This is a genomic window from Brevibacillus sp. SIMBA_040, from assembly GCF_046535075.1.
Taxonomy (GTDB): Bacteria; Bacillota; Bacilli; order Brevibacillales; family Brevibacillaceae; genus Brevibacillus.
Genome location: NZ_JAWRXI010000010.1, coordinates 190,630 through 207,769 on the forward strand (window position 1 = coordinate 190,630; position 17,140 = coordinate 207,769).

The 17,140-nt window shown below is 47.5% G+C and carries 14 protein-coding genes; all 14 read right to left on the minus strand.

Going from position 1 to position 17,140, the window contains the following annotated elements:
• Positions 1-51: 51 nt before the first annotated feature.
• The 14 genes from SB752_RS18570 to SB752_RS18635 all read right to left on the minus strand — a co-directional run bounded on the left by SB752_RS18570 (position 52) and on the right by SB752_RS18635 (position 16,991).
• Entirely contained in the window at positions 52-1,023 is a 972-nt protein-coding gene (locus tag SB752_RS18570) for a polysaccharide deacetylase family protein (protein WP_410717080.1), read from the minus strand.
• A 135-nt stretch (positions 1,024-1,158) separates the two neighbouring features.
• Positions 1,159-3,306, minus strand: a complete 2,148-nt coding sequence (pnp, locus tag SB752_RS18575; protein WP_410717081.1) for a polyribonucleotide nucleotidyltransferase — start codon at positions 3,304-3,306, stop codon at positions 1,159-1,161.
• 264 nt (positions 3,307-3,570) lie between these two features.
• The gene (gene rpsO / locus SB752_RS18580) at positions 3,571-3,840 is read right to left on the minus strand and encodes a 30S ribosomal protein S15 (protein WP_049738821.1); all 270 of its coding nucleotides are present in this window, start codon (positions 3,838-3,840) and stop codon (positions 3,571-3,573) included.
• Positions 3,841-3,982: 142 nt separating this feature from the next.
• Positions 3,983-4,915 (minus strand): bifunctional riboflavin kinase/FAD synthetase, encoded by a 933-nt coding sequence (locus tag SB752_RS18585; RefSeq protein ID WP_410717082.1) that lies wholly within the window; start codon positions 4,913-4,915, stop codon positions 3,983-3,985.
• A gap of 2 nt (positions 4,916-4,917) precedes the next feature.
• Positions 4,918-5,844: a tRNA pseudouridine(55) synthase TruB gene (truB, locus tag SB752_RS18590; RefSeq protein WP_410717083.1), complete on the minus strand. Its 927-nt coding sequence runs from the start codon at positions 5,842-5,844 to the stop codon at positions 4,918-4,920.
• Positions 5,837-6,832, minus strand: a complete 996-nt coding sequence (locus SB752_RS18595; RefSeq protein ID WP_410717084.1) for a DHH family phosphoesterase — start codon at positions 6,830-6,832, stop codon at positions 5,837-5,839. Before SB752_RS18595 ends, truB begins: the two co-directional genes overlap by 8 nt.
• Positions 6,822-7,187, minus strand: coding sequence for a 30S ribosome-binding factor RbfA (gene rbfA, locus SB752_RS18600; RefSeq protein ID WP_049738817.1), 366 nt, complete (start codon positions 7,185-7,187; stop codon positions 6,822-6,824). Before rbfA ends, SB752_RS18595 begins: the two co-directional genes overlap by 11 nt.
• Positions 7,188-7,211: 24 nt before the next feature.
• A complete protein-coding gene (locus SB752_RS18605; RefSeq protein WP_410717085.1) occupies positions 7,212-7,493 on the minus strand; it encodes a DUF503 domain-containing protein in 282 nt (93 codons plus the stop codon).
• Entirely contained in the window at positions 7,493-10,096 is a 2,604-nt protein-coding gene (infB, locus tag SB752_RS18610; RefSeq protein ID WP_410717086.1) for a translation initiation factor IF-2, read from the minus strand. The genes SB752_RS18605 and infB overlap by 1 nt, the downstream gene beginning before the upstream one ends.
• 22 nt (positions 10,097-10,118) lie before the next feature.
• On the minus strand, positions 10,119-10,418 hold the full coding sequence (locus tag SB752_RS18615) for a YlxQ family RNA-binding protein (protein ID WP_410717087.1): 300 nt from the start codon (positions 10,416-10,418) through the stop codon (positions 10,119-10,121).
• The gene (rnpM, locus tag SB752_RS18620; protein WP_410717088.1) at positions 10,415-10,705 is read right to left on the minus strand and encodes an RNase P modulator RnpM; all 291 of its coding nucleotides are present in this window, start codon (positions 10,703-10,705) and stop codon (positions 10,415-10,417) included. The genes SB752_RS18615 and rnpM overlap by 4 nt, the downstream gene beginning before the upstream one ends.
• Positions 10,706-10,707: 2 nt before the next feature.
• The gene (gene nusA / locus SB752_RS18625; RefSeq protein WP_410717089.1) at positions 10,708-11,799 is read right to left on the minus strand and encodes a transcription termination factor NusA; all 1,092 of its coding nucleotides are present in this window, start codon (positions 11,797-11,799) and stop codon (positions 10,708-10,710) included.
• Between the two features lie 258 nt (positions 11,800-12,057).
• Positions 12,058-12,516 carry a ribosome maturation factor RimP gene (gene rimP, locus SB752_RS18630; RefSeq protein WP_103105985.1) on the minus strand — a complete coding sequence of 153 codons (459 nt, stop codon included), beginning with the start codon at positions 12,514-12,516 and terminating at the stop codon, positions 12,058-12,060.
• A 167-nt stretch (positions 12,517-12,683) separates the two neighbouring features.
• Positions 12,684-16,991: a PolC-type DNA polymerase III gene (locus SB752_RS18635; protein ID WP_410717090.1), complete on the minus strand. Its 4,308-nt coding sequence runs from the start codon at positions 16,989-16,991 to the stop codon at positions 12,684-12,686.
• Positions 16,992-17,140: the final 149 nt, after the last annotated feature.

Genomic DNA, 17,140 nt, shown 5'->3' on the forward strand with positions numbered 1-17,140 from the left:
TTAACTATAGCAAACTTCCCTTGTCTCCACAACAAATGAAGCATATTGAGGCTACGGGAGACGGCTGCTCGAGATCACATCCGAAACTGTCGTTGGCACTAGCCCTTTTTGCTTCGCATTTGTAAGCAGCTGATCGAGGCTTTTTTCTGATGTTGCTGTTGGATGCATAAGGACCAAAACCCCATTGCCCATTAGACCGGTAATTTTCTTGATCACGAAAGCAGGAGATGGTTTTTTCCAATCTACTGTGTCAGCAGTCCACATGATGGTTTGCATTTGAAAAGGGTCATGGGCAATTTGCACGACTCTTTGATTAAAAGAACCTGAAGGAGGGGCAAACAAGGTAGGCTTTATTCCTAATGTTTTGCCTATAACCTCTTGTGTTCGATTCATTTCTTGATGAATGAGCTGGGTGCCCAATGTTTTCATATCGGGGTGTGAATAAGCATGATTCCCAATTTCATGTCCGCGTGCTGCAATCTTTTTCGCATCTTCTGGATATCTTTTTACCCATGAGCCGTCCAAGAAAAAGGTGGTTTTGACCTTATGTTTGTCTAATGTATCCAGCATGGAATCGAGATACTCGTTCCCCCAAGCTACATTAATCATAAAAGAGATGGCTGGCTTTTTCGGATTTCCCCGATAGACTGGTTGTGCTCCGAGATCCTTTAGCGTTACCGCTGGAGGAATTTCTTTATATACCATCATTTCGGGACTCGCCGCTCCCACTGCCAACATTTTGTTTACGGAGGCCTCTACATCTACAATACGCCCGTTGTATCCAGGTATTGCTTTCCAAGTAGGATCTACTACAGCGTTAACAGGCAAATCCTCTTTGCCTTCCTTCCACTGTTCAATCAGAGTCAGAAGTCGCCCCCTCTCATCAAGGGCACCATCCGCAGTCACTGCCTGTTTATTTTTTACCACACTTATATAATGCTGGATCGGCTGATAATTTAACAAAAGAATAAACAATGCCGCGCAGATGATCGTAAACCATACTCTTCTTTTTTGGGCTGCCATTGGAGCGCTCGCCACCTCCCGAACGTACAAGTCCTCTCTTTGTCCAATGTATGAGCGGGGTGGCTATCTTAGACGAAAAAAGAAAAAGCTTCCGTACGCGAATTTCTTCGAGTGACGAAGCCTTTTGCTCGTATCTTATTCAGCTTGTGTTGGAGCGGCGTCTGCTTGAGCTGCAGCTGCTTGTTCCTTCAATACTGCTTTGCGAGAAAGATTAATGCGGCCTTGGTCGTCGATTTCGGTAACCTTCACTTGTACTTTATCGCCGACTGCGACAACATCTTCTGTTTTCGCTACGCGTTCTTCAGCCAGTTGCGAAATATGGCACAGACCTTCTTTACCCGCGAACAATTCGATGAAAGCCCCATACTTCTCTACACGTTTTACTGTTCCCAAATAAGTTTGGCCGACAGCAACTTCGCGTACCAGGTCTTCGATGATTTGCTTCGCACGCAGGTTAGCCTCTTGGTTAATCGATGCAATGAAGACACGGCCGTCTTGTTCAATATCAATTTTTACGCCGGTTTCTTCGATAATTTTGTTGATGACACGACCTTGAGGACCAATAACATCACGGATTTTCTCCGGATTGATGGTCATCGTCATGATTTTCGGCGCATATGGAGAGAGGTCCTTACGCGGCTGTGAAATGGTGCTCATCATGTGCTTCAAGATGTGCAAACGCCCTTCACGTGCCTGCTCCAATGCGATCTCCAAAATTTCGCGATTGATACCGGAAATTTTAATATCCATCTGGATCGCGGTTACACCAGCTTCAGTACCAGCAACCTTGAAGTCCATGTCACCCAAGTGGTCTTCCATGCCTTGGATGTCAGTGAGAATAGAGAAGGATTTCTCGTCTTTGCTCATGATCAATCCCATGGCAATACCAGCAACAGGTGCTTTAATCGGTACACCCGCATCCATCAAAGCGAGTACGCTCGCGCAAATCGATGCTTGGGATGTAGAACCGTTGGACTCGATTACCTCAGAAACCAATCGAATGGTGTATGGGAACTCGACTTCAGATGGAATGATCGGCTCAATTGCACGCTCACCCAATGCTCCGTGTCCAATCTCACGACGTCCTGGTGGTCGAAGTGGTCTTGCTTCCCCAACGCTGTAAGGTGGGAAGTTGTAATGGTGCATAAAGCGCTTGGATTCTTCCAAGCCCAAGCCATCCAGAATTTGAACATCACCCAATGCACCTAGCGTACAAATGCTCAATGCTTGTGTTTGTCCACGTGTAAACATTCCTGATCCGTGTGTGCGGGAAAGAATGTTTACTTCACTGGAGAGCGGTCGAATTTCACCTAAAGCTCGTCCATCCGGGCGGATTTTTTCGTCCGTAATGAGTCGACGAACTTCATCTTTTACGATATTTCCAAGAACTTCCGCAATCATTTTTTCCTGATTTGGGTAGGTTTCTGGATTGAGCGTAGCGAAATGCTCTTTGGTTTCCGCCTTGATATCATCAATCGCATCGTAGCGTGCTTGCTTTTCTTCAATACGGACAGCTTCCTTCAAGCGTGCTTCCGCATATCCGCGCACTGCCTGATCAATTTCAGGATCGACCTCATGCAGAATCACCTGCATTTTTTCCTTACCAATTTCTGCTACGATCTGGTTTTGGAATTCTACCAATTGCTTGATCACATCATGACCAGTCATAATCGCTTCTAGCATGACGGATTCAGGTACTTGGTTTGCAGCTGCTTCTACCATGTTGATCGCTTTGTGAGTACCTGCTACGACCAAGTGGATGTCGCTTTTCTCAGCTTGCTCCACAGTAGGGTTGATAATGAACTGACCGTCAATACGTCCTACAATTACTCCTGCAATCGGCCCTTCGAATGGAATTTCTGACACGCAAAGCGCAGCAGAAGTACCAATCATCGCAGCCATTTCTGGCGAGCAGTCTTGATCAACGGAAAGAACAGTATTTACAATTTGTACGTCGTTACGAAATCCTTCTGCGAAAAGTGGTCGAACTGGCCGGTCAATCAAACGGCTAGCCAGGATCGCCTTTTCACTTGGGCGTCCCTCTCTTTTAATAAAGCCGCCGGGAATTTTCCCAACCGCGTAGAGACGTTCCTCATAGTTGACAGTCAACGGGAAGAAATCAAGAGCTTTTGGCTCTTTGGAGACTGTCACTGCAGACAGGATTGCTGTATCGCCGTACCGAACCAAGACCGAACCATGCGCCTGCTTGGCCATTTTGCCAAACTCAAGGGTCAGTTTACGGCCTGCCAGTTCGAAATCATATGTACGGTATTGTTGCTCCATGATGCTAGCAGTCCTCCTTCACTACAATGTGCATTATCTACACTTTGTTTTCTACCAGTATGTATTATTTCCTGCCACGATAAAAATTAAATGGGTACCATTGGCAGTCGTTCTAGATAATAAAAAAAGCTTCCTTTGAAGCTATCACCATCGTGTTGATTCACCTGTTTGTGTAAACGTTTCGGAAAGCTTAGCACGATGCTGTGCTAAGCCCTCCTACACGCTAGAAAAAGCGGGACAGACCCGCTTTTTACAAGACGCTGATTAGCGACGCAGACCCAGACGGTCTACAACAGAACGGTAGCGTTGAACATCAGATTCACGCAGGTATGTCAACAGGTTACGACGTTGACCTACCATTTTCAAAAGACCACGACGGCTGTGGTGATCTTTTTTGTGCGTACGCAGGTGTCCGTTCAGATTGTTAATGTTTTCGGTCAAGATAGCGATTTGCACTTCCGGCGAACCGGTGTCGTTCTCATGAGTACGGAACTCTTGGATCAATTGAGTTTTACGTTCTTGAGTCAATGCCATCATGACTCACCTCCTTATTTTGTATACCGTTCGCCGAGTCTGCCGTCGGTGAGCATCGGACAGCCAAGCTACGGTTATCTGTACAACGTTATGAATTATAGCACAGGGAATTTTGAAAAGCAAAGAGAATCCTTTAAGAGATTCAATCTGCAAATTTTTGCTTGGCAGTCTGTACGTCGCGTCCGATTTGCGCAATTAACGCATCGACTCCAGCAAATTTCTGTTCCTCTCGAATGTAGAAGAGGAATTCTACTTCTACTTCTTTGTCGTAAATTTCACCAGAGAACTCAAAAATGTGCACTTCTAGTGATTTTTCTTTCTTCTCCAGCTCAAATGTAGGCTTTATCCCTACATTCATCACACCATAATAGCTCTGTTTATCTACGGTAAAACGTACACCGTAAACCCCATTCTTGCCGATCAGGTAAGGCTCGTTTACTCGTACATTGGCAGTTGGGAAACCGATTGTCCGTCCCCGCTTATCTCCGTGTACCACTGTGCCGCGCACCTTATAAGGGCGTCCGAGCAAATGACGCACCTGCTCTACATCCCCATGGTGCAAATACTCACGAATGATGGTACTGCTCACTTTTTCACCCAGACGATTTACCGGACCAATAATGTCCAATCCGTAGCGTCCTTGACTCATCTCCTGCAATGTATGAGCCGTACCCATACCTCGATGGCCAAACGTATAGTCAAATCCGACGACAACATGACGACACTCTAGAGGGAGCATACACTCCGCAATGAAGTCTTCTGGATAGACCGCTGCGAAGCCAATATCGAATTTCATTACGTAGGTAGTATCTACGCCCATTTTTTCGAATTGCTCCAGTTTGTCAGCAAGGGGAGTAAGATAACGCGTATATCCGCTTTGTCCCAGAACTTCACGTGGATGAGGATCAAAGGTCAACACCGTGCTTTGCCAACCATTTGCCTTTGCTGTATCGATCGCCTTTTGAATGACCCGGCGATGACCAATATGTACGCCATCAAAGTACCCCAATGCAATCGCACAAGGACTTGCTTGCAAATCATTTGGTAATGGATAGGTAAGCCAGATCGTTTTCACGGTTACACCTCTGCTGGAAAGACTTTTTCTGCTTTGGCGAACAAGCCTTTATCCCCACGGCATACACGATGGATACCGAGCAATTCGTCTCCGGAGAAGAGGCAGATCAGACTGCCTTCTTCGGCAGTGACCCCCGGAAGTGCAGTAGCCAATCCATTTCGCACTGCTTTTGTGCGCTCCGGTTTTACTTGAAAGGACGGTAAAAACGAAATTGCTTGTGGGATTGAGACTAATTTTTGGGTAATGTCTTTTCCCTCTGCAGCCTGTTGTTCCAATTGTTCGAGCGGGATGGATTCTCCTTCTACGAACGGGCCGCTTTTAATTCGCCGTAACAGCTTCATATGGGCAGGATAACCCAGTGCACGCCCAAGGTCAACACATAAGGTGCGCATATAGGTTCCTTTTGAGCAGGTGCAGGTAAATGATACATCTACCGCATCGCCTTCCACCCGGATGTCATGCAGGGTCAACTCGTACAGTGTTACCTTCCGTGCCTGTCGCTCAATTACGGTGCCTTCTCTGGCCAGATCATACAGTCTTTTTCCGTTGACCTTAACCGCGGAATACATCGGTGGCACTTGCTCGATTTCTCCCAAGAACGAACCGAACAATTCTTCGATACGCTCTTTTGTTATCGTAGTTGGATCAACTGCCGCATGTTCGATAACTTCACCAGAAGCATCCTCTGTTGTCGTAGTTGAGCCGAGTCTCATGACAACATCGTAACGCTTTGGCAGCTCCTGCAGGTACTCTACGAGCCTCGTTGCGTTCCCTACACAAATCGGCAGTACTCCAGTCACATCAGGATCAAGCGTGCCTGTATGCCCTACCTTTTTGGTTCCATATAATCGACGAATACGTGCAACACAATCGTGTGAAGTCATACCTGCCGGCTTGTCGATGACCAGCACGCCGTTTATGTTACTCATCACTTTTCACTCCTACTGCTTCTTCCAGGACGCGGCTTACTTTTTGCTTTACCTCAGCCAGAGAGCCGCGGATTGTGCAGCCAGCCGCTTTGGCATGGCCTCCTCCGCCGAGCTGTTTTGCCACGAGGGAAACATCCACACGATCACGAGCACGCATGCTGACCTTTACTACACCCGGCTCGGATTCCACAAAGGAGACGCCTACCTCTACTCCCTCGATATTACGGCAATAGTTTACCAAGCCGCCTGCATCCTCCCGCTCCGCATTCGTTTCTTCAAAATCAGTCAGAGAAACCGTAATGGAAGCAATCTGGTTTTGATGGGAGAGCTCCAGTGTTTGCAGAGCGCGTCGGAGGATTTTTACATGGGCAAAGGTGATCTCTTCCAGGCAACGCTCCGCAACCTCACCGGGCTTAACACCGTAGCCAAGCAGTCTTGAGGCGATCTCCATCACGCGTGGAGAGGTGTTGGAATAACGGAATCCACCTGTATCCGTGAGCAAGCCCGTATAGATGCAAAGAGCAAGCTCCTCGTTAAATGTAACTCCCAATTCCTCCGCTACCTCAAACAAGATTTGTGCGGTTGCCGCCGCATCCGTTTGAATCAAATTGACATCACCAAAGCCATCATTCGTTGGATGGTGGTCAATATTTAGCAAGCGAGCGCCAGAATCAAATAAAGACCGTACATCGCCCATCCGCGACTCATCTGCGCAGTCTACGGCGATTACGGCCCCGAACTTTTCCTCCAGCGGTTGTTTTCGGAGATTACGAAGGCGATTGAAACGCGGCAAGAACGCAAACTTGACTGGTGTTTCTCCTTCATTGACTACTACATACTCTTTGCCTAATTGCTCCAGTATTAGCACAACACCCAGAGCAGAGCCTGTTGCATCTCCATCCGGGTTGATATGAGAAAGAACCAGGAAGCGGTCATGCTCCCGCATGAAAAGGGCCGCTTCCCGAACAAATTGTCGATTAGGATTCATTCTGCTTTTCCTCATCTGTAGAGATTTCCCGTAGGATTGACTCAATCTTGCTGCCGTAGTCGATCGACTCGTCCAGCTTAAATACAAAATCAGGAATATGGCGCAGTTTTACTCGCTTACCGATTTCTGTGCGAAGATATCCCTTCGCTTTTGTCAGACCAGACAAAGATGCTTTGCGCTGCTCTTCACTACCAAAAATGCTGACATATACTTTTGCCAGTTGCAGGTCGCTGCTCACTTCTACGTCTGTTACTGTAACAAAGCCTACGCGAGGGTCCTTCAAACCGCGTTGCAAAACGAGGCTGAGTTCTTTTTTGATCTCTTCTCCTACGCGGCTAATCCGTGTTTTATTCATTTCTTTCCACCTCCACTGGCTGCATTAGTCGTAGTATTCCGTATCCACGTGAATCAACTCCACGCCGGGATGAATTTCCACTAATCGGATTACAGCCTGTAACTCTTCTTGTAAAAAGGATATTTCATTAGCAACGGCAGCGATACCCAAAACGGTACGCTGCCATTGCTCATTGTAAGCCACCTCTGCCGCGGAGACATTAAAGCGGCTCCGCAGCTTACCGATCAGACTTTTGACGATGGCCCGTTTCTCTTTCAAGTTTTGGCAAGCGGGCAGAAGAAGTTCGATCTGCACCCCTGCTACCATTATTGCTTCACTTCAACCATGACGAATGCTTCGACTACGTCGCCTACCTTGAGATCCTGGAAGCGTTCCAGGGTCAAGCCGCACTCGTAACCCGCAGCTACGTCTTTGGCATCATCTTTGAAGCGTTTCAATGTGTCAAGCTTACCTTCGTAAATCACGATGCCTTCACGGATCAAACGAGCACCAGCATCGCGGCTCAATTTACCTTCCGTTACATAGCAGCCTGCAATGTTACCGATTTTGGAAACCTTGAACACTTCACGAATTTCCGCTTGACCAATGATGTTCTCTTTGTAGACTGGATCCAGCATGCCTTTCAGTGCTTGCTCGATCTCTTCAATTACAGTGTAAATAACACGGTGCTGGCGAATATCGATCTTCTCTTGTTCTGCCATGCTGCGTGCATTCGGCTCAGGACGTACGTTGAAACCAATGATAATCGCATTGGATGCGTTTGCGAGGGTCACATCGGATTCGGTAATCGCACCTGCACCTGTGTGAATAATTTTCACGCGAGTACCATTGACATCGATTTTTTCCAAGGAACCACGCAGGGCTTCTACCGAACCTTGTACGTCTGCTTTCACAATCAGATTCAGCTCTTTAATATCGCCTTCCTGAATGTGTTGGAACAGATCATCCAGCGATACGCGTGTGTTTTCACGACGCTCGGATTCCCGCTGCTTGGATGCGCGCGCTTCCCCGATTGCACGAGCCTTTTTCTCATCTTCAAAGACACGGAATTGATCGCCTGCTTGTGGTACATCGTTCAAGCCTGTAATTTCTACAGGAGTAGATGGACCTGCTTCTTTCAGACGACGGCCCTTGTCATTAACCATCGCACGGACACGACCGAAAGCGGAACCTACTACGATTGGATCTCCGACACGAAGTGTACCTTGTTGAACCAAGATCGTAGCGACAGGACCGCGGCCTTTATCAAGCTCTGCCTCAACTACAGTACCACGGGCACGCTTGTCAGGATTTGCTTTGAGCTCCTGAACCTCGGAAACGAGAAGGATGTATTCCAGCAGTTCCTCGATACCCGTACGCTGTTTTGCAGACAATGGAGAGAAGATTGTTTCGCCGCCCCATTCCTCCGCTACCAATTCGTACTCAGTCAATTCTTGTTTGATACGATCAATGTTTGCTTCCGGCTTATCTACCTTGTTCACAGCTACGATAATCGGAACGTTCGCTGCCTTCGCATGGCTGATCGCTTCTACGGTTTGTGGCATTACGCCGTCATCCGCTGCGACAACTAGGATCGTCACGTCAGTAATTTGCGCACCGCGAGCACGCATAGTGGTGAACGCTGCGTGACCTGGTGTATCCAGGAACGTGATTTTCTTTCCTTTGATTTCAACTTGGTATGCACCGATATGCTGTGTAATACCGCCTGCTTCACCTGCAACTACGTTTGTAGAGCGAATGGCGTCAAGCAAGGTTGTTTTACCGTGGTCAACGTGACCCATGATTGTAACAACTGGTGGGCGCTCAACCAAAGTCTCAGGTGCATCGACTTCTTCCAGCGTCTCAAAATTGGTTTCGTCAATAATGATTTTTTCTTCTACTTCGATGTTGTATTCTGTACACACCAGCTCGATGGCATCGCGATCCAAATATTGATTGATCGTAACCATAATCCCCAAATTAAACAACTTTTTGATGACTTCAGCCGGTTCTTTGCGCAGTTTAAGTGCGAGTTCATTGACCGTCAAAGAATCAGTGAACGTAATCTTTGTTGGTGGCTCCAATACAGGACGTGGTGCTTTTTGTTGTCCACGCGAATTGTTTCCACGGCGATTGTTTTGATAACGGTTGTTTCCACCACGGAAAGGCTGGCTCTTTTTATTGTCTTCAAACGTTTTTTGAGTCTGCGGACCTTTTTTGATTTTCTCGCGCTTTTCAATTCCAACGTTTGACGGGAGTTTTACTTTATCTTCAAAATCTTCACCTGTGCGTCCTTCAGTTTGATTCGCAGCAGTGGACGGTTGTTGTTGATTTTGAGGACGCTGCTGATTTTGAGGACGTTGTTGGTTATTATTCGGTCTTTGTTGATTCTGTGGTTTTTGTTGATTCTGTGGTCTCTGTTGGCTATTCGTCTGCGGCTTACGGTCAGTCGGTTTTGCGGGTTGACTTCTCATATTGTTTGGTTTTCTCTCCTGATTCTTCCCCTGATTTTTTCCATGTTGAGGACTTTGTTGATCGGGTCGGTTGCCACTGGTGCTGTTTCCAGCAGGACGATTGTTGCTCGGGCTATTACCTCCACGATCACGATCTGCCGGTCGTTCAGTTCTAGGCTGCGCTGATGCAAGGCCTTGACCCGATTGCTGCTGGGGCCGTATCTGTTGTCCTCTGGAGTCGTTGGGGCGTCGTTGATCGTCCGTTTGCTTTGGTCTTGTATCTACAGGCGTACTGCGATTTTCCGGCTTCGCACTGGATCGCAATTTGGCCATGTGATCCTCGATCCGCTTGATCGTCCCTTCTTCCATGATACTCATATGATTCGCTACTTCTATGTTCAAACGCTTTAGCAAATTGAGGATTTCCTTACTGCTCATGTTGTGCTGTTTGGCATATTCATACACACGTGTCTTCAATAGATCTTCACCCTTTCGAAAGTTAGGTGAGCAGACGCTGAATGCTTTCGGCCAATTTCCCATCGGTTACCGCCACAGTAACGCGCCCATCTTTTCCGATTGCGTGTCCCAGTGAATGTCGGTCGCCAGTGGTTACACACGAAACACCGTAATAGGAACATTTATCCTTTACCTTTTTAGCGGTATTCTCAGATGCATCGCCAGCGAGTAATACGATATGAGCCTGACCGTTCCGAACAGCTGTGATGACTTGTTCTTCTCCAGTAACGACCTTTCTCGCTCGCATAGCCAATCCGAGTAATTGAGCTGCTTTAGGAATCATTGTCCCATCATCTCCAGCCATTTTTCACGGAAAGCATCATATTTCTCTTGGGAGATGGACATATTGAGGGCACGTTCCAGTACTTTTTTCCATTTTCCCGATGCGAACGTATCCGGCTTCAGACAGCTATCCTGCCGACACACATAGGTACCGCGTCCTGCCGCCTTTCCCGTCAGATCAATGACGATCTCTTCTTCTGGCGTCCGGACCACGCGGATTAATTCCTTTTTTGGGAACATTCCTTGGCAAACAATGCATTTACGCAAAGGGATTTTTTTTTGCTTCATGATTATTCGTTGTCCGCCCCTTCATCGCCCTCTACAGCCTTTGGATAGACGATGCCTTCTTGATCTGCCTGAGACTCGCTCTTGATGTCGATCTTCCAGCCAGTCAGCTTGGCAGCCAGTCGAGCGTTTTGACCGCGTTTGCCAATTGCCAAGGACAGTTGATAATCCGGCACGATGACACGCGTCACTTTTTCACTCGCGTTTACTTCTACATGAAGGACCTTTGCAGGGCTAAGTGCATTCGCTACATATTCCGCCGGATCTTCAGACCAGCGTACGATGTCGATCTTCTCACCTTTTAGCTCGGTGACGATTGTTTGTACACGCATGCCTTTTGGACCTACACATGCACCTACAGGATCTACATCCTCATTGATCGAATGAACCGCAATTTTTGAACGGTCTCCAGCTTCGCGAGCAACCGATTTGATTTCTACCACGCCATCGTAGATTTCTGGCACTTCTAATTCAAAGAGGCGCTTCAAAAGTCCTGGATGGGTACGGGATACGACGATTTGCGGTCCCTTTGTGGTTTTTTCTACCTTGATGATATATGCCTTCACACGGTCTTGTGATTTGAATTCTTCTGAAGGCATTTTTTCAGTGAGCGGCATGACTGCTTCTGCCTTGCCCAAATCAATGTAGTAGTTGCGAGCGTCCATACGCTGAACGACCCCGGTTACGATATCGTCTTCACGCTCGATGAACTCGCTATAGATCAAACCGCGCTCCGCTTCACGAATGCGTTGGGTAACGACTTGCTTCGCTGTTTGAGCGGCAATACGTCCGAAGTCACGAGGTGTTACTTCGATTTCCACGATATCATCTAAACGGAAGTTAGGATCAATCTCCTGCGCTGCATCCTGTGAAATCTCGAGCCTTGGATCAAGTACTTCCTCTACTACGTTTTTCCGTGCGTACACGCGTACCATACCAGAATGACGATTTACATCCACCCGCACATTTTGGGCCGAGTTGAAGTTACGTTTGTATCCTGAGATAAGAGCCGCTTCGATGGCCTCGATCAGTACGTCTTTGGTGATGCCTTTCTCTCTCTCAATGGCTTCTAGAGCCTCGATAAAATCGCCGTTCATGACTTTCGTTGCCTCCTCCTTTACTTACCACCGGCCTAGACTATAAGAAAACCTCTATCGAAGCCTCTTCATGGAAGTACGACCGCGTTTCAGCGGAAAGTTTCCATGCGCTCCAGAATTCATAAGCATCTTGCTTATAAATTCTTATACGTTAAGAAAACCTCTATCGAGACCTCTTCATGGATGAACGTCCGCTACTTAGCGGAAAGTGATTCTTGTGTATCGGTTCTAACAAGATGCTTATCAGTTCCGATACGGTTAAAAAACGATTGCCATGCGGGCTGTGTCAATTTGCTCTAGGGAAATGACATACGTTTTCTTTGGTTCTTTTACAGTCAATTTTCCGTCCTCGAAGGATATCAGTTCGCCCTCGAACACGCTAGCTCCTTCTATCGGCTCTTTGGTTGTAATGTGTACGTGCCTGCCGACAGCCTTTGTAAAATCCTTATCCTTCCGCAACGGGCGCTCTGCACCCGGTGACGATACTTCCAAGAAGTATGCAGTAGGAATCGGATCTACTTCGTCTAGTTTTTGGCTCAGCTTCTCGCTGACAAGGCCGCAGTCATCAATGTCGATGTTGCCAGTTTCATTGTCGATAAACACGCGCAGAAACCAGTTGCTGCCTTCCTTTTTGTACTCGATGTCAACCAGTTCCAGACCCAATTCGTCAACAATGGGCGTGACCAGTTCGGTGACGATGTCCGTTACCTTGCTCAAGCAAGTACCTCCTTATCGTTTGAACCATGAGGTGTATCCAGAAAGAAAGAGTGGGTTTCCCCACTCTCGATCTGCCATGCGTATAAAACCAGTATTTCCAAAAAAATTATAGCATAACAGCCCTCCGCTGACAACCTTTGGATAGTTGCAGGCGTCCCGACCCTGCATCAGAACAAGGATAGCTGATTGGACTCTGGCAATCCTTTCAAAGCGCCCTGCTCCTCTAAATACTCCAAAATCGTCTTGGAAATCCGGGAACGTGACAAAAGGTCCTCCTTGGAGAGGAACTCACCTTCTTTTCTCGCATTGACTATGCTGATCGCGGCGTTTGTCCCGAGTCCAGGCAGTGCATTGAAAGGAGCGATCAGGGAATCCCCGTCAATTAGGAAACGGGAAGCATCAGATGCATACAAGTCCACATTGGCAAAGCGGAAGCCCCGCTCGACCATCTCCAGCGCCATCTCCAAAACAGTGAGCAACGCTTTCTCCTTCGGTTGTGCGTCGTGACCTTTACCCTCGATCTCCTCGATTTTCTGTTTGATGGCTGCTGACCCTTTTACCATGAGTGGAATGTCAAAGTCATCGGCGCGAACAGAAAAATACGTAGCGTAAAATTCAAGCGGACGGTGCACCTTGAAATACGCGATCCGCACAGCCATCATCACGTATGCCGTGGCGTGGGCCTTCGGGAACATGTATTTAATCCGCTGGCAGGACTGGATGTACCAATCCGGCACGTTGTTATTACGCATTTCCTCCTGATCCTCTTCCGGAACGCCTTTCCCTTTACGAACCGACTCCATTATTTTGAAAGCACGAGACGGCTCCAGCCCTTTATAAATCAAGTACACCATGATATCGTCACGACAACCAATAACTTCAGGCAGCTTGCACGTTCCGTTACGAATCAAGTCCTGTGCATTGTTTAGCCATACGTCAGTACCGTGGGACAGACCAGAAATCTGAACAAGCTCCGCAAACGTTGTAGGCTTCGTATCCTCGAGCATTTGACGAACGAACTTGGTACCGAACTCTGGAATCCCCAGTGTCCCCATATTGGTTCCGATTTGCTCAGGTGTCACGCCGAGTGCCTCTGTTGTACTGAAAATGGACATCGTCTTTTTGTCATCGAGCGGTATGGTTTTCGGGTCCATGCCGGTCAAGTCCTGCAGCATCCGGATAACGGTCGGATCGTCGTGACCGAGAATATCGAGCTTCAACAAGTTATCGTGAATGGAGTGAAAGTCAAAATGTGTCGTGCGCCATTCTGATTCATTGTCGTCTGCTGGGAACTGGATTGGACAAAAATCTTCAATTTCCATGTAGGAAGGAACAACAATGATTCCCCCTGGATGCTGCCCAGTCGTTCTTTTCACGCCGGTGCAGCCGTTCACAATTCGCGATATCTCCGCATTGCGCAGCGTCATTCCGCGCTCATCCGCATACTTGCGAACATAACCGTAAGCTGTTTTCTCAGCTACCGTACCAATCGTTCCGGCGCGATAGACGTAGTCCACCCCGAACAGCTCTTGGGTATATTTATGTGCTCTTGGCTGATAGTCACCAGAGAAGTTCAAGTCGATATCGGGAACTTTATCCCCTTTAAATCCAAGGAATGTTTCAAATGGGATATCCTGCCCATCCTTCGCATAGCTAGTACCGCAAGAAGGACATTCTTTATCCGGCAAGTCAAATCCCGAAGCGATCGAACCGTCCGTGATGAATTCGTTATGCTTGCAATTTGGACACCGATAATGTGGTGGCAGCGGGTTTACTTCGGTAATTTCGGACATCGTTGCAACGAAGGAAGAGCCTACGGAACCCCGTGATCCTACGAGATAACCATCATTCAGGGATTTTGTAACAAGGCGCTGTGAAATCAGGTAAATAACGCCGAAACCGTGCTTAATAATACTTGTCAGCTCTTTTTCCAAACGGCTCTCTACAATCTCAGGCAAAGGATCCCCGTAGAGATGTCGAGCCTTGTCGTAGCACATTTGTCTTAGCTCGTCATCGGCACCTTCGATGATTGGCGTGTACAGCTTGTCTGGAATCGGACTGACATCTTCGATCATGTCAGCGATGGCATTCGTATTTTTTACGACGATTTCATGTGCCAGCTCTTCTCCCAAGAATGAAAACGACTCCAGCATTTCATCTGTCGTGTGCAGGTAAAGGGGCGGTTGGTTCCCTGCTACTGGGTCCCCTTTTGACAGCAGGAAGACGTCACGGAAAATTTCATCCTGCGGATTGAGGAAGTGAACATCACCGGTCGCAACGACCAGCTTGTCCAGTTCTTTTCCCATGTCCACAATCATTTTATGGTAGCCTTTCATCGTTTCCAGTGAAGGAATCTCTTCATTACGTAAAAGCGGCGAGTACTGCGCGACTGGCTGTATTTCCAGGTAGTCATAAAATGCAGCCACTTCTTTCAGTTCGTCGATAGATTTTCCGCGCAAAATCGCTTGCATCAACTCGCCGTCTTTGCAAGCAGTTCCGATTAACAGCCCTTCCCGGTACTTGATCAACTGACTGCGCTGAATGCGGGGCCAACGATAAAAGGTTTCCACATGAGAACGACTTACCAGCTTGTACATATTTTTCAAGCCTTCTTTGTTCTGCACCAAAATCGTAGCATGGAATGGTCGTCCACTCTTGTAATCCGCCTCTGCATTGCTTCTTTCGTTTAGCTCTGCCATCGTTTTGATCTGCGCTTCCTTGATGTCCTTCAGCATTTGCTGAAAGATGTGCGCTAGCGCGACAGTATCGTCCAAGGCTCGGTGAGCATTAATCAGCTCCACGTTAAACTTCTTCGCGAGTGTCCCTAATCGGTAGTTGCGCATGCCCTTGTACATCATGCGTGCTAAAGGTAATGTGTCCAAAAAGGCATTATTCCAAGGTTCCATTCCGATTCTTTTGGCACATGCATTGATAAAGGCTTTATCGAATTCGGCATTATGTGCGACAAGAACGGCATCACCCGTAAACTCTTTAAACTTGCGCAGAACGACATCCAGCGTATCTTTGCCCCGCAGCATTTCATTCGTAATACCCGTAATCTCTGTTGTTTTCGGACCAATCTCCAGTTGGGGATCGATCAGCTCTGTCCATTGGTCGACAATTTCTGCGCCCTTCATCTTAACGGCTGCTACCTCGATAATCGTATGTTCAGCGGCGTTCAGACCAGTCGTCTCTGTATCGAATACAACATATTCGGTATTTTCATCAATCGCATAATTGTTTTCGGCATTCAAATTGTAGACAACATCAATGCCGTCTTCGATGACGTACGCTTCCATACCAAGAATGCACTTGATGTTATTCTTCTTCGCCACAGAATACGCTTCCGGGAATGCCTGGACAACTCCATGGTCAGTAACGGCAATTGCCTTATGACCCCATTTTGCTGCAGTAGAGACGAGCGATTTTACCGAGGCAACCGCGTCCAGCGCACTCATCGGAGTATGGCAATGGAGCTCTACCCGTTTTTCTTCGGCTGTATCCTTGCGTACGATTTGCTGCTCGATTTGATTGAGATCGTTTGCGTTCATGACCAATTCGCGAATAAACGTATCGTGTTGGACACTACCGCGCGCTTTTACCCACATACCATCCTTGAGGGCTTCTAGCATTTTGACGTCTTCCTTGTCACGAGAGAACATCTTTACAGTCAGAGAGTCTGTGTAATCGGTTATGTTGAATGTGAGCAGATGACGTCCGCTACGCAGCTCCTTCACTTCTACATTGAACACGGTACCTTGGATAACAACACGGCGTTCCTCTTCCTGAATTTCAGTAATAGGAATAGGAGCGTCTTTGATTTCGTAGCCCATCATGAGCGTTGTGATGGCCTCTGCTTTATCTGAGCCCTTGCTGTCCTGCTGCGCTGTAGTCATTACAACTTCCACCAGAGCTCGTTCTTCCTCAGCACGTTGTTCTACGAATGCCTTGTACGCTTCGTCGCTTTCTTCCCCATGGAACGAGAAACGCATCGTACAATCCGTCGCTTTTTGAAAAGCAGCGATCAATTCATTGTCCGCTCTTTTACGCTTCGCTACTTCTACCGTCATCTCCGTTGGCAGGTAGACTTTCACTTCATTCTGGTCGACCTGTTTTCGAGCGGAACGAAGGGTAACTGCCAAAGAGTTCAAGCTTGGCTCCAGCCCCGCAACCAAAAGATCCCAATATTCATTCACAACCAGATCCAGCTGCGGCTTTTGCAGGTACCGATAATGAGCATCGACCTTAGCTAGATGTGAAAAGGTTTGTGTCAGTCGCATGTTAAATGCTGCAAATACATCAGCTGGAACTAATCTTTGCAGTGTGAAGTGAAAAACCCACTCTTTGTTTTGCTTGTAAAGCTCCAGCTTGTCGATTTGCCCATCAAGAAAAAAACGCTCCACCCACTCATCTGGTAAGTCCATTTGCTTCACCAGCAGGGAGAAACGATGTTTTTGCTCTTGTAAACGGTCCACGGTTTTCCCACCCTCCCAAAGATAAAAAAACCCTTCATCGGTGCCTCCGCATGGAGGTACGACCGCGTTTTCGCGGAAAATCCCTATCTAGAAAAGAAAAAGAGGCACTCCCTTAGATCAGGGGAGTACCCCGGTAAATTTCGACAAAA